Source organism: Delftia lacustris (assembly GCF_040267515.1).
Taxonomy (GTDB): Bacteria; Pseudomonadota; Gammaproteobacteria; order Burkholderiales; family Burkholderiaceae_C; genus Comamonas; species Comamonas tsuruhatensis.
Window position 1 is genome coordinate 988,915 of the sequence record NZ_CP141274.1, and the last position, 13,339, is coordinate 1,002,253.

Sequence of the window (13,339 nt, forward strand, 5' to 3'; positions counted from 1 at the left end):
CTGCGGCCCCTGCGGCCCTTTCGCGCTCAGTCCCTGGCGGTGGGCTTGTCGTGCCGGGGCGGATCGATGCGCTCGATGTTGCCCAGCAGCAGGGCGCGCCCCGCAAAGGTGCCGCCGGCGGTCTCCAGCGCAAAGCGCTCGGTGTCGCGGCCGCGCACTTCTGCCTCCAGCGTCCGGGCCTCGTCCTCGGTGGCGCCCAGGGCCAGCACGGCGTGGCGGCCCATGAGCAGGGCGGACTCGAAGCTCTCGCGCACGACATGGTCGGCGTCCTTCTGGATGAGCTCCAGCGCGTGCTCGCGGTCATAGGCGCGCACGATGAGGCGGGCGTGCGGGCATTCGTGGCGCACGTTCTCCACGATGCGCGTGGCGGCGGCCTTGCTGTCCACGCAGACCAGGATGGCGCTGGCATGGCTGGCGCCGGCCGCATGCAGGATGTCGGCGCGCGCGCCGTCGCCGAAGTAGACCTTGAAGCCGTAGGGCTCGGCGTTGCGGATCACGTCGGGGTCGTTGTCGATGATGGACAGCCTGGCCCCATGCGCCAGCGGCCCCTGGCTGGCGATCTGGCCCACGCGGCCGAAGCCGATGACCAGCACGTTGCCGCGCAGGTCCTGCGGCGCCTCCACGCCGTCCAGCGACACGGCCTGGCCGCCGGCCAGGCGCTTGTGCAGCAGCACCACCAGCGGCGTGATGGCCATGGACATCACGACGATGGCCGTCATGTTGGCATGCACCTCGGGGCTGAGCACCTTGAGCTTGAGCGCCTCGGCAAACAGCACGAAGGCGAACTCCCCGCCCTGGGCCATGAGGATGGCGCGGTCCAGCGCATCGGCATGGCTGCTGCGCGCCACGCGGGCCACGGCGTAGATGCACAGCGCCTTGCCCAGCATCAGCGCCACCACGCCCATGCCCACGATGCGCCAGTTCAGCGCCACCACCTCCAGGTTCAGCGCCATGCCCACGCCCAGGAAGAACAGGCCCAGCAGCAGGCCGCGGAAGGGCTCCACATCGGCCTCCAGCCGGTGGCGGAACGAGGATTCGGACAGCAGCACGCCCGCCACGAAGGCGCCCATGGCCATGGACAGGCCGCCCATCTCCATCAGCAGGGCGGCGCCCAGCACCACCAGCAGCGCGGCGGCCGTCATCACCTCGCGCGCCTTGGCCTTGGCCAGGATGCGGAACAGCGGGTTCAGCAGCCACAGGCCCGCGCCCACCAGCGCGCCCAGCGACAGCAGGGCCACGCCCGCGCGTTGCCACAGGGGCGAGGTGGCCACGGGCGCCGCATCGGCCGGCGCCAGAAAGGCCACGGCGGCCAGCAGCGGCACGATGAGCAGGTCCTCGAACAGCAGGATGGAGACGATGCGCTGGCCGCGCGGCGCCAGGATGTCGCCACGCTCGGCCAGCACCTGCATGACGATGGCCGTGGAGGTCAGCACGAAGCCCGCCCCGCTCACGAAGGCCACCTGCCACGGAAAGCCGAAGGCCATGCCCACGCCCGTGAGCAGCAGCGCGCACACCACCACCTGCAGGCTGCCCAGCCCGAAGATCTGGCCGCGCAGGTCCCACAGGTGCGAAGGCTTCATCTCCAGCCCGATGACGAAGAGAAACATCACCACGCCCAGCTCGGCCACGTGCAGGATGGTCTGCGCGTCCGTCACCAGGCCCAGCCCGTAGGGGCCTATGGCCAGCCCGGCGGCCAGGTAGCCGAGCACGGCGCCCAGGCCCAGCCGCTTGAACAGCGGCACGGCCACCACGGCGGCCCCCAGCAGCGTGACGATTCCTACGAGCTGGCTTGCATTGCCTTCAGCGGCCATGTTGTGTTTCCTTTGTGCGTGCGTGCGTGCGTGCGGCAAGGCGGATTTCCATCCGCGAATTTGCGCGCAGGATAGCAAAGCCCGGTCCTGTGTAGAATCGCGCCCCCTCTGTGCCCCCTCTGCGCTTACCTCACCGCCCAGCGCCATGCCCCAGATCCTCGTCCACGACCTCCGCAAGACCTACCGCATCCATGAGCGCGACCCCGGCGTGATGGGTGCGCTGCGCGCGCTGGTGCATCCGCGCCATCGCACGGTGCAGGCGCTGGATGGCGTGTCGTTCGCACTGGAGCGCGGCGAGCTGCTGGGCTTCATCGGCCCCAACGGCGCGGGCAAGTCCACCACCATCAAGATCCTGTCGGGCATCCTGCGGCCCGATGGCGGGCGCGTGGAGGTGGACGGGCGCGACCCCTTCGCCGACCGCCAGCGCCATGTGGGCCGCATCGGCGTGGTCTTCGGGCAGCGCTCGCAGCTGTGGTGGGACCTGCCCGTGGGCGATGGCTTCAACCTGCTGCGCGACCTGTACCGCGTCGATCCCGCACGCTACGGGCGCACGCGCGACGAGCTGGTGGCGCTGCTGAACCTGGAGCGCGTGCTGGACCAGCCCGTGCGCCAGCTGTCCCTGGGCCAGCGCATGCGCGCCGAGATCGCCGCGGCCCTGCTGCACGAGCCCGAGATCCTGTTCCTGGACGAGCCCACCATCGGCCTGGACGCACCCTCCAAGCTGGCCGTGCGCGAGTTCGTGCTGCGCGCCAACCGCGAGCGCGGCACCACGGTGCTGCTGACCACGCATGACATGCACGACATCGAGGCGCTGGCGCGGCGCGTGATCGTCATCGGCCATGGCCGCGTGCTGGCCGACTGCGCGGTCGATGCGCTGCGCGCCCAGGTGGTGGCAGCGCAGGGCGAGGATCGTGGAGGTGGTGATGGCGAAGGCAATGGAGAAGACATGGCCATCGAGGCCGTGATCGCCCGCTTCTACGCCATGCACGGAGCGGCCGAAGGCTGAGCCGGCATGACGCTGCGTGAACTCCTGCGCCCCTATGTGGCGGCCTTTGCATCGCGGTTCCTGGTGATGCTGCAGTACCGCACGGCCGCCTACGCGGGCTTTGCCACGCAGTGCTGGTGGGGCGCCATCAAGACCATGGTGCTGGCGGCGTTCTACGGCAGTGCCTCGGCATCGGCCGGCGCGCCCATCTCGCTGGAGCACGCCATCACCTACACCTGGCTGGCGCAGGGCCTGTTCGCGCTGCTGCCCTGGAGCGGCGACCCCGACGTGGCATTGGCCGTGCGCACGGGCGCCATCGCCTATGACCGGCTGCGGCCCGTGGATGCCTATGCGCTGTGGTTCGTGCGCTCGGCTGGCTGGATCGCCGCGCGCGTGCTGCCGCGCGTGGCGCTGATGGTGGCGTTTGCAGGGCTGGCCCTGCCGCTGACGGGGCTGGGCGCCTGGGGCTGGCAGCCGCCGGCCGGCTGGGCCGCAGGCCTGGGCTTTGCCGCCTCCATGCTGCTGGCGTTGCTGCTGTCCACGGCACTGGTCATGCTGCTGAACGTTGCCGCTGCCGCCGCGCTCAATGAAAAAGGCATCAACACGCTGGCCGCGCCCGTGGTCATCGTGCTGTCGGGCAACCTGCTGCCGCTGGCGCTGATGCCCGACGCCTGGCAGGCCGCGCTGCTGCTGCAGCCGCTGGCGGGCGTGATGGACATCCCTGCGCGCATCTATTTCGGCCAGATGGCCGGCGCGCAGATGCTGGCCTGCCTGGCGCTGCAGGTGTTGTGGATTGCCGTGATCGTGGCCCTGGGCCGCGTGGCCATGGCGCGCACCATGCGCGGCCTCGAAGTGCAGGGCGGGTGAGCGCCATGGCCAAGCAAAAAGGATCGCTGTCCATGTTCCTGCGCCTGGCGCTGGCCTCGCTGGGCGGGCAGGCGCGCTACCCGGCCTCGGCGCTGATGCTGACCCTGGGCCAGTTCCTGGTCACGGGCATCGAGGTCATCGCCGTCTGGGCGCTGTTCCACCGTTTTGGCGAGGTGCAGGGCTGGCGCATCGGCGAAGTGGCCGTGTTCTATGGCCTGGTGAACTGCATGTTCGCCCTGGCCGATGCGCTGGGCCGGGGCTTCGACGTGCTGGGCACGCAGTTCCTGCGCACCGGCGCCTTCGACCGCCTGCTGCTGCGTCCGCGCCCCGTGTGGCTGCAGCTCATGGGCCATGACGTGCGCATCAGCCGCCTGGGCCGCCTGCTGCAGGGCCTGATGGTGCTGGGCTTTGCCACGGCCCAGGGCGCCGTGGCGTGGACGCCCCAGGCCGTCGCTGTGGCGCTGTTCGCCGTGGCGGGCGGCGTGGCGCTGTTCCTGGGCATCCTGGTGCTGCAGGGGGCGCTCTCGTTCTGGACCGTGGAAAGCCTGGAGGCCGCCAATGTGCTGAGCTACGGCAGCGTCGAGGCCGCCCAGTACCCGCTGGCCCTGTACGCGCAGTGGTTTCGCCGCCTGCTGACCTTCGCCGTGCCGCTGGCCTGCGTGGCCTACTATCCGGCGCTGGCCGTGCTGGGCAAGCCCGACCCGCTGGGCGCGCCGGCCTGGCTGGGCTGGGTCTCGCCGCTGGCCGGCTTTGCCTTCCTCTGGCTGGCCTCGGGCGCCTGGCGCATGGGGGTGAGGCATTACGCGTCCACGGGCAGTTGAAGCCGCCGCAGGCGCCGGTGCACCACACGCTCTAGACTGCGCGCTTGCCCTACTCCGGACACCAGACCATGACAGCAGATGAACGCTTCGCCCAGGCCGCCCTTGAGCTCGGCCACCGCTTCGATGGCGAGATCAAGATAGGCGGCAACTACAGCCCCGTCGTGCGCGACGGCCAGCAGCTGTTCGTCAGCGGGCAGATTCCCCGCGTGGGCGATGAAGTGCTCTACGTGGGGACGGTCGGCGCCGGGATCGACCTGGCATCGGCCAGAACGGCCGCCGCCATCTGCGCCATGCGGGCCCTGGCCTTCGTGCAGCGCGCGGCCGGCTCGCTCGATGCCGTGCGCGCCGTTGCACGCATCACCGTCTATGTGCGCTCGGCGCCCGATTTCACCCAGCAAAGCGAGGTGGCCGATGGCGCCTCCGACCTCATCGCCCGGGTGCTGGGCCCCGTGGGTGCCCACACGCGCACTTCGGTGGGCGTGCTGCAGCTGCCCAAGGGTGCGGCCGTGGAGCTGGACCTGATCGCCCGCGTGGACTGATCGCGCTACCCCTATCCCTATTCCTATCCCTGGCCCGCCGGCGTTTCGTTGCGCGCCTTCCAGGCTCGCAGCGCCTGGCGGTACTCGTCCATGGCCAGGTCATAGCTGTCGAAGATGCAGGGGTCGCAGCCATTGCCGCAGCAGGCGTCCAGGTCGGGCTGCTCGGGCGGCTGGGGCATGGGGTCGGCGGAGGCGGCGGGATCTGCGGAAACGGGAGTCGGCGCGGTGGTCATGGGGGCGATTGTCTCGCGCCAAGGGGCTTTCTGTAGAGCACCAAAAGCAAACCCGCGCTGCCGACATGCAGCAGCGCGGGTTGCTTGTTGACGCGTCTTAACGTCCGGCGCGCTGCCTGCGTGCCATGCCCACGAAGCCGGCGGCTCCCGCCATCAGCGACAGCAGCAGCAGGCCCCAGCGGTCCAGCGTGGGGATGCTCTGCGCTCCTGCGGGGGCTCCAGGCAGGGCCAGGATGACGGGATCGACGAACTCGCCGTTGACCGTCTTGTCGTCATCGCGCAGGCCGCCGTCCACGATGGTGTAGCTGACCTGGTTGCCACTGATGGTGGGCGTGAAGGGCTGCCACTTGGGCGTTGCGGTGGCGTCGTACTTCATCAGCTGCGCGTTGGCGGGCACGGGGGACGTGAAGGTGAGGGTCACGGTCAGCGTGCTGCTGGGGGCGCACTGCTTGGCCGTGAAGTCCACGGCGGCCTGCGGGTAGGTGAAGGCCGCCGGCAGCGGGCCCAGCGAGCCGGCCACGGCAGAAGGCGAGGTGAAGTTGGCCGCAGTCAGCGTGCAGGTGGGGCTGCTGTTGGCAATGCCCAGATCCACACCCGAGCCCGAGGCGCTTTGCCTGGCCTCGCGCGTCACTGTCACCACATAGGTTTTCTTGGTCGTGCCGTCCTGCGCCGTGACTTCGATGGACACGGTATTGCTGCCCACATTCAGCGCCACCGGGGTGGAGGCCGCTGCGCCGTTGACCAGGATCGTGGCGCCCGCATCGGCTGCGGTGGCTGTCACCGTGACGGTGCTGCTGGTGTTGGGCACGGTGGCCGTGTAGGCCAGGGTGCCTGCGCCAAAGCCCGGTGCGAGCGTGCCGCTGCTCAGTGCCAGGGCGCTGAGGTCGGCGTTGGTGGAGTTCACCACCAGGGTGTAGCTGGTGCTGCCCGAGGTGAACGGAGCACCCGTGCCCGTGGAGGAGTCCGTGGCCGTGATGGTGAAGGTGAAGCTTCCCGCCGCGGTGGGCGTGCCGCTCAGAACACCGGTGCTGGCGTTGAACGTCATTCCCGGCGGCAGCGTGCCGCTGCTGGCGTAGGTGTAGGGCGCCGTGCCTCCGCTGGCAGTGAAGGTCTGTCCTGCATAGGCCGTGTTCAGCGTGGCGGCCGGCAGCGTGGAAGCTGCAGGCGTCAGCACCACCGTGGCTGCCGCCACGCTGCCACTGTAGGTGCGCTGGCCGCTGATGCTGCTGCTGTCGGTCGCCTGCACCGTGAAGCTGAAGGCCCCGGCCGCCGTGGGCGTGCCGCTGATCACCCCGGCGGGCGACAGCGACAGGCCTGTGGGCAGCGTGCTGCCGCCGGCCATTGCAAAGGTGTAGGGCGTTGCGCCGCCGCTGGCGGTCAGGGTCTCGCTGAACGAGACGCCTACCTTGGGCGTGCCGGCCAGCGTCGCGGGCGTCACCGTGATGGCCACATAGGTGAACTGGTCGGCCGCGCTGGTGGCGCTGGTGCCGCCGGTCGTTGTGACGCGCACATCGACCGTGCCCGCCGATCCTGCAGGCACTGTGGCCGTGATCTGCGTGGCGCTGTTGACCGTGAAGCCCGTGGCGGCCGTGGCGCCGAATGTCACGGCCGTGGCGCCGGTGAAGTTCGTGCCGGTCAGGGTGACCGTGGTGCCACCAATCGAAGAACCGCTTGCGGGCGAGACGGAAGTCACCGTGGGCGCAGGCACATAGGTGAACTGGTCGGCCGCGCTGGTGGCGCTGGTACCGCCTGCGGTGGTGATGCGCACATCGACCGTGCCCGTGCCGGCAGGCGCGGTGGCCGTGATCTGCGTGGCGCTGTTGACCGTGAAGCCCGTGGCGGCCGTGGCGCCGAAGGTCACGGCCGTGGCGCCGGACAGGTTGGTGCCGGTCAGGGTCACCGTGGTGCCGCCCGCTTGTGGGCCGCTGGTGGGCGAGATGGAGGTCACCGTGGGCGTGGCCACGTAGGTGAACTGGTCTGCCGCGCCGGTGGCGCTGGTGCCGCCAGTCGTGGTGACGCGCACATCGACCGTGCCCGGCGACCCTGCAGGCGCGGTGGCCGTGATCTGCGTGGCGCTGTTGACCGTGAAGCCCGTGGCGGCCGTGGCGCCGAAGGTCACGGCCGTGGCGCCGCCCAGGTTGGTGCCGGTAAGAATCACCGTGGTGCCGCCTGCCTGCGGGCCGCTGGAGGGCGAGATGGAGGTCACCGTGGGCGTGGCCACGTAGGTGAACTGGTCTGCCGCGCCGGTGGCGCTGGTGCCGCCAGTCGTGGTGACGCGCACATCGACCGTGCCCGGCGACCCTGCAGGCGCGGTGGCCGTGATCTGCGTGGCGCTGTTGACCGTGAAGCCCGTGGCGGCCGTGGCGCCGAAGGTCACGGCCGTGGCGCCGGAGAGGTTGGTACCGGTGATGACCACCGAGGTTCCTCCTGCGGTGGGCCCTGCCGTGGGCGAGACGGAAGTCACCGTGGGTGCGGCCACGTAGGTGAACTGGTCGGCCGCACTGGTGGCGCTGGTGCCGCCCACGGTGGTGATGCGCACGTCTACCGTGCCCGTGCCGGCAGGCGCTGTGGCCGTGATCTGCGTGGCGCTGTTGACCGTGAAGCCTGTGGCGGCCGTGGCGCCGAATGTCACGGCCGTGGCGCCGGAGAAGTTGGTGCCGGTGATGGTCACCGTGGTGCCCCCACTGGTCGGGCCGCTGGTGGGCGAGATGGAAGTCACCGTGGGCGCGGGCACATAGGTGAACTGGTCGGCTGCGCTGGTGGCACTGGTGCCGCCCACCGTGGTCACCGTCACATCGACCGTGCCGGCGCTGCCTGCGGGCGCGGTGGCGGTGATCTGGGTGTTGCTGTTGACGGTGTAGGTGGCGGTCGCGGCGCCGAAGCGCACGGCGCCGGTGCCAGGTGCTGCGGCGAAGCCGGTACCGGTGATGGTCACCGTGGTGCCGCCGCCGGTGGGACCTGCCGTGGGCGAGATGGAGGTGACCGACGGTGCCGCCACATAAGTGAACTGGTCAGCGGCAACGGCGGGACTGGTGCCGACGGAGTTGCTGACGCGGATGTCCACCGTGCCCGTTCCGGGCGGCGCCGTGGCCGTGATGCTGGTGGCGCTGTTGACCGTGAAGCCGGTCGCTGCCGAGGCGCCGAAGTTCACGCCCGTGGTGCCGATGAAGTTCGTGCCCGTGATGGTGACCATCGTTCCACCCGCCTGCGGGCCTGCCGTGGGCGTGATGCTGGTGATCGTGGGCGTTGCCAGGTAGCTGAATTGATCGGCCCCGCTGATGGCGCTGGTGCCGCCCGTCGTTGTGACGCGCACATCGACAGTGCCTGTACCCGCAGGCGAGGTGGCGGTGATCTGGGTGGCGCTGTTGACGACATAGCTGGCGGTTGTCGCGCCGAATAGCACGGCGGTGGCGCCGGACAGGTTGGCGCCGGTGATGACCACGCTGGTGCCGCCAGCCTGCGGGCCAAAGTTGGGCGAGACGGATGTCACCGTGGGCGCGGGCAGATAGGTGAACTGATTGGCTGCGGTAGTGACGCTGGTGCCGCCTGCCGTCGTGACGGTCACGTTCACCGTGCCCGATCCTGCCGGTGCCGTGGCCGTGATCTGGGTGGCGCTGTCGACCGTGAAGCTGGTCGCCGGCGTGCCGCCGAAGCTCACGGCGGTCACGATGGGGCTGTCGATCACGTTGGTGAAGTTGGCACCGGTGATGGTGACCGGATATCCGCCAGCGGCCAGGCCGCTCGCGGGCGACAGCGCCGTCGCCGTGGGTGTGGCTGGGGGATAGACATCGACGGCCAGATCATCGAAGGCGAAGTTGAATGGTTCCGTGGCGCCGTTGTTGGACACGCGCACTTCATCCACGTCCACCAATGCGCCGAGGCTGACCGTGACGAATTGCGTGGTCATTTCGGGCGTCCTGGGGACGTTCACGACTGCGCCAGGTGCAGGGCTGCCGCTCCGATAGCCGGTGAACGTGAATGAAGTCATGTCACCGTACGCAAAGATGCGCACCTGGGCGAGGCTGAAGCGGTCCGTGCCATTGACTGCCATGATGCGGGCTTTGCCGTCCAGGGCGGTGGCTGTGATCGCATCGCCAGAGGTGACGATCCCCGGAGTGCCTGTTGTCAGGTCCACTTCAGCGAAATAGGACCAGTCGCTGATGAAGTCCAGCCCGTTGTAGTTCGAGGTGACCGCAGGGTAGCCAGAGGCGGCGCCGGTCCCGAAGCCGATGATCCCCGAAGTCACTGCGGCATGGGCCGGAGCCGCCAGTGCCATCACCAACCCTATGAACCACGCAAACCACATGGACAGCATGCGTGAAGCGGACTTGGGCCTGGGGGTGTGGTTGGTGGGCATGGCGGGCAATGGCTGGAGGTGGAAGAACGTCAGGGCCTGACGGGGAATTCGCCGTACAGGCAGATGCAGAAATTCAGCGCCAGAACGGGTTGCATATTGCTGTGGGCCTGGTTGCCGCCGACGGGCAGCAGCGCTGTCGGCGCCATGGCCGAAGTGGCCGGTCCCGCTGCATAGGTGGGCCTGGCGCTGCCCCGGGGCGGTACGCCTTGCATGCCCTGCGCCAGCAAGTTGCCGCTGGGGGTGGCCGCCGTGGCGCCGGCGCCCTGGGCGCTGATGCCGTGGCTGTGCGCCGGTATCTGCGCAAGGGTCAGCGTTTCGGTGGCTGTGCCCATGGTTTCACCGATGTCGCGGAAGCTCAGTCCAGGTCCCGTGCCGGCGCCCATGGCGGCCTTGCCCTGCAGATTGGGCAGCATGAAATTGGTGGTTCCGTTACCGCCGAACCGGCTTCCGATGACCGCAAAAAGCGCTGTATTCTGCTGTACCTGTATGGTCTGGCCTGCGCAAAAGGCCCAGTTGACAGGAGCGAAGGAGAAGCCGAATGCGCGGACCTCGCCGTAGAAGGGATCTGCCATATGGATGTTTCCTTGGGGGGAGGCTTGTTCAGTTGCGGGGCGGGAAGATCCCGGAGCTGGCGATGCACCAGTTGATGACCAGCGAGGGCTGCATGTTCTGGTGAGGCTGGCTGCCGCCGCTGATGTCCACGGCGGTGGCAGCCATGAAGGAATTGGTGGGCGCGCCATAGGCAGACAGGCCATTGGTGGCCTCGGCCATCACATTGCCGCCGGGGACATTGGTGGTGGCCACCGCAGCGCTGGACAGCAGCTGGTGGGTGTGCTGGGGCATCTGGCTGGGGGTCAGCGTGACGTTTTCCGTACCGTCGATCAAGCCGAGCACAACGCCGCCACCGTATCCAATGGGCGTGCGACCACGCAGATCGGGCAGGCCGAAGTTCGTCGAGCCATTGCCGCCGTATCGGTTGCCCAGCAGCGCAAACAAGGCCTGGTTCGTACTGATCGGCAGAATCGCTCCGTTGCACAGCAGCCAGCCCCTTGGGACCTGGCCAAAGGCGAATGCGCGGATCTCTCCGAGAAAAGGGTCCATGAAATGCTCCTGTCCGTGCTATGTGAAGCTGGGGAAGATGCCCAAGAGGCAGATGATGTAGCTCAGCACCAGGCTGGGCATGACGTTGTTGTGCGGCTGCCCGCCGCCGACGATCTGCACCGAGCTGGGTCCCAGGGTGGCGGCAGTCGTTGCGGGTGAGGGGGCGTAGAGGTTGAACCCCGTGACGGCTGCCGGTACCTGCTGTTGTGGCTTGCTGGTGCTGGCGGCGCCGGCCGCCGAGAACTGGTGGGTGTGCCCGGGCAACTGGTTGATGTTCAGCGTTACGACTTCCGCACCCATCTGCTGGCCCAGAATGCGGTTGCTCCCGCCCGGCAACTGGCCTTGGCCAATAGGAAGCCGGCCCTGCAGGTTGGGCAGTGCGAAGTTGGTGACGCCATCGCCGCCATAGGTGGTACCCAGCAGCACGAAGAGTGCTTCGTTCTCGCTGATGGCAATCAGCCTGCCGTCGCACAGTGCCCAGTTCTGGGGGGCAAAGTTGCCCGCAAAAAGACGGATTTCTCCAATGTATGCCTCGCTCATGGCGTCTCCTCCTCCTTGATCGACGTGTTCATGCGTGTGATGAGTGCCTGGTAGCTGGTTTGCCCCGGCTCCGCATCCACGACGGGCCCCAGGAACAGAGCAAAGCGTCCCAGGCGTTCGTGGGAAAGCAGGTAGGTGTCGTGGGTCGGGCGGCCGATGTCAGGCCCCTTGAAGCGCAGCGAGCAGCGCGAGGCCAGCAATCCCTGCGTGACCGTGGCCGTTTCCAGGCGCAGCGCCACGGGCGCGGCACCGGGGAGATGCAACGCGAAATCGGTGCCGACCAGGCCGGTGAAATCCTCAAGGCCGGGCATGCGCGCAGGCTGCGGCGCGCGGCGCATATACCAGTACACGCCGCGATCGGCCTCGGTGGCAAAGCCCAGGCGCTGGTAGTGACCGAGGATGGGGTTGTTCTTCTCCACATGCAGGCCCAGGTCAATGCCCAGGGCATCTGACTCATCCGTCAAAGCCTGCAGCAACTGCCGCCCCACGCCCTGGCGACGGTGCCTGGGAAGCAGGGCGATATCCACCACGCGGATTTCCTGCGGGCTGCGGTCCACATACAGCCGGCCCGCTATCTCGCCATCGCGCAGCACCAGATCGAAACTGGGGTTGGCGTAGGCCGTCGAATACTGGGTGTGCTGCGCCATGAACTGCTGGCGAATGAAGGCATTCCATTGCTCCTCGGGCCAGCCGAATTGTTCGCGCTCCTGCTCGCGTGTGGAGGCGAAGATGGCCAGGAGAGCGGCTTCGTCGCCGGAACCAATGGGTTGAAGCGCCAGCGCACCGCAGGATTCGGCGTGAGGGCTGCGGAGACTGGTATGTGCAGGCGCAGTGCTCATGAATGGAAATCGACTGGAGACGCAGGAGTTCCAGACGGGAATAATTGAAAAGAGTTGTTAAATCATAGGCAGGTTTTGCAAAGGATTGTCAAATTTCTTTGAGAAAGGATTTTCAGTATGCCAAGAAATTCATGCGGAGGATGAGTGTTCCCATAGGGAAGTAACTGAATCGATTGATATTTGAAATTGACAATGCCCTATCAATGCATTGATGTTGCTTATTATTGATATTGATTCTTCATTTAAATACTACAGGATTGCTATTTTGAATATCCCTGAAATCAGTGATATTCAACTCAAACAGCGCGGCGCCGGGAAATCGATCACGCTGCGGATGATCTCGCGCATTTCCGTGATCAGCGGCCGGGCATCGTCGCGGCGCCATTGCACGGTGTAGGTCAGCGGGGCCAGCGCGCTGTGCTTTGCGGCCTCGGCGCTGCCGTCCAGCACGCGCAGGCGGCCGCGTTGCTGCAGGGCCAGGGCCCATTGCTCGGGCATGTAGGTGAAGCCCAGGCCGTCCACCACCATGCCCACCACGGCGCCCCAGCTGTTGCAGGAAAGACGCCGCTCCACGGCCAGGCCGTGGCGGCCCAGCCAGTCGTCCAGCGTGCGCGTGGCGCCCGAGCCGGTGGGCAGGGCGATCAGCAGTTGCTCGCGCACGAGGCGCCGGGGCAGGCCGGTGCCGGCGCGGGCGATGAAGTCGTCGCTGGCGGCCCAGACGAAGCGCACCTGGGCGACCTGCTCGAAGGCCAGGCTGCTGCGCGACGATGGCCCGGCGATGACCACGCAGTCCAGCTCGCCATCGACGATGCGCTGCTCCAGCACCTGGCCGATGTCGGTGTGGGGCTCCAGCTGCAGGTCGGGGTGCAGCTCGGCCACCTTCTGCACCAGCCGGGGCAGCCAGGTCAGGCCGCTGAGTTCGCCAAAGCCGATGCGGCAGCGGCCCTGCAGGCCCACGCTGCGGCCCGCCGCCTCGCGCAGCTGGGCGGCGCCGTGCAGCAGCTCGCGGATGCGCGGCAGCAGCTGCTCGCCCTGGGGCGTGAGTTCGGCGGCGCGGCCGCTGCGGTCGAACAACTGCACGCCCAGTGAGGCCTCCAGCTCCGCAATGCGCTTGGACAGCGATGAGACCGACAGGTGCACGCGGTCGGCGGCCACGCTGAAGTTCAGGCAGGTGGCGGCCCAGTAGAAGGCTTCGAGCTGTTTGAGGGTCATGGTGACATTCTTCCAAAATCGAAATATCGATTCC

The 13,339-nt window shown here is 68.1% G+C and carries 12 protein-coding genes; 4 read left to right on the plus strand and 8 right to left on the minus strand.

Annotated elements, in window-relative coordinates; translation table 11 throughout:
- Positions 1–26: 26 nt before the first annotated feature.
- On the minus strand, positions 27–1,811 hold the full coding sequence (locus U6958_RS05995; protein WP_074922409.1) for a monovalent cation:proton antiporter-2 (CPA2) family protein: 1,785 nt from the start codon (positions 1,809–1,811) through the stop codon (positions 27–29).
- A gap of 145 nt (positions 1,812–1,956) precedes the next feature.
- On the opposite strand from U6958_RS05995, the gene U6958_RS06000 reads away from it, so the two are divergent.
- From U6958_RS06000 to U6958_RS06015, 4 genes are all read left to right on the plus strand, one after another.
- Entirely contained in the window at positions 1,957–2,817 is an 861-nt protein-coding gene (locus U6958_RS06000) for an ATP-binding cassette domain-containing protein (RefSeq protein WP_074922408.1), read from the plus strand.
- Between the two features lie 6 nt (positions 2,818–2,823).
- Positions 2,824–3,663 (plus strand): ABC transporter permease, encoded by an 840-nt coding sequence (locus U6958_RS06005; RefSeq protein WP_074922407.1) that lies wholly within the window; start codon positions 2,824–2,826, stop codon positions 3,661–3,663.
- Between the two features lie 5 nt (positions 3,664–3,668).
- Positions 3,669–4,484, plus strand: a complete 816-nt coding sequence (locus U6958_RS06010; RefSeq protein WP_065347664.1) for an ABC transporter permease — start codon at positions 3,669–3,671, stop codon at positions 4,482–4,484.
- 68 nt (positions 4,485–4,552) lie between these two features.
- Complete coding sequence (locus tag U6958_RS06015) at positions 4,553–5,023, plus strand: RidA family protein (protein ID WP_012207603.1); 471 nt, start codon at positions 4,553–4,555, stop codon at positions 5,021–5,023.
- Positions 5,024–5,046: 23 nt separating this feature from the next.
- On the opposite strand, the gene U6958_RS06020 is transcribed toward U6958_RS06015, so the two are convergent.
- The 7 genes from U6958_RS06020 to U6958_RS06050 form a co-directional block, all read right to left on the minus strand.
- On the minus strand, positions 5,047–5,256 hold the full coding sequence (locus U6958_RS06020; RefSeq protein ID WP_017405213.1) for an oxidoreductase-like domain-containing protein: 210 nt from the start codon (positions 5,254–5,256) through the stop codon (positions 5,047–5,049).
- Between the two features lie 97 nt (positions 5,257–5,353).
- Positions 5,354–9,613 (minus strand): IPTL-CTERM sorting domain-containing protein, encoded by a 4,260-nt coding sequence (locus U6958_RS06025; protein WP_074922406.1) that lies wholly within the window; start codon positions 9,611–9,613, stop codon positions 5,354–5,356.
- A gap of 29 nt (positions 9,614–9,642) precedes the next feature.
- Positions 9,643–10,185, minus strand: a complete 543-nt coding sequence (locus tag U6958_RS06030) for a phage tail protein (RefSeq protein WP_046241789.1) — start codon at positions 10,183–10,185, stop codon at positions 9,643–9,645.
- A 28-nt stretch (positions 10,186–10,213) separates the two neighbouring features.
- Positions 10,214–10,714, minus strand: a complete 501-nt coding sequence (locus U6958_RS06035; RefSeq protein ID WP_074922405.1) for a phage tail protein — start codon at positions 10,712–10,714, stop codon at positions 10,214–10,216.
- Positions 10,715–10,732: 18 nt separating this feature from the next.
- Positions 10,733–11,254: a phage tail protein gene (locus U6958_RS06040; protein ID WP_074922404.1), complete on the minus strand. Its 522-nt coding sequence runs from the start codon at positions 11,252–11,254 to the stop codon at positions 10,733–10,735.
- Positions 11,251–12,093 (minus strand): N-acetyltransferase, encoded by an 843-nt coding sequence (locus tag U6958_RS06045; RefSeq protein ID WP_047327859.1) that lies wholly within the window; start codon positions 12,091–12,093, stop codon positions 11,251–11,253. The genes U6958_RS06040 and U6958_RS06045 overlap by 4 nt, the downstream gene beginning before the upstream one ends.
- Before the next feature lie 291 nt (positions 12,094–12,384).
- Positions 12,385–13,305 carry a LysR family transcriptional regulator gene (locus U6958_RS06050; protein WP_016452669.1) on the minus strand — a complete coding sequence of 307 codons (921 nt, stop codon included), beginning with the start codon at positions 13,303–13,305 and terminating at the stop codon, positions 12,385–12,387.
- Positions 13,306–13,339 lie beyond the last annotated feature (34 nt).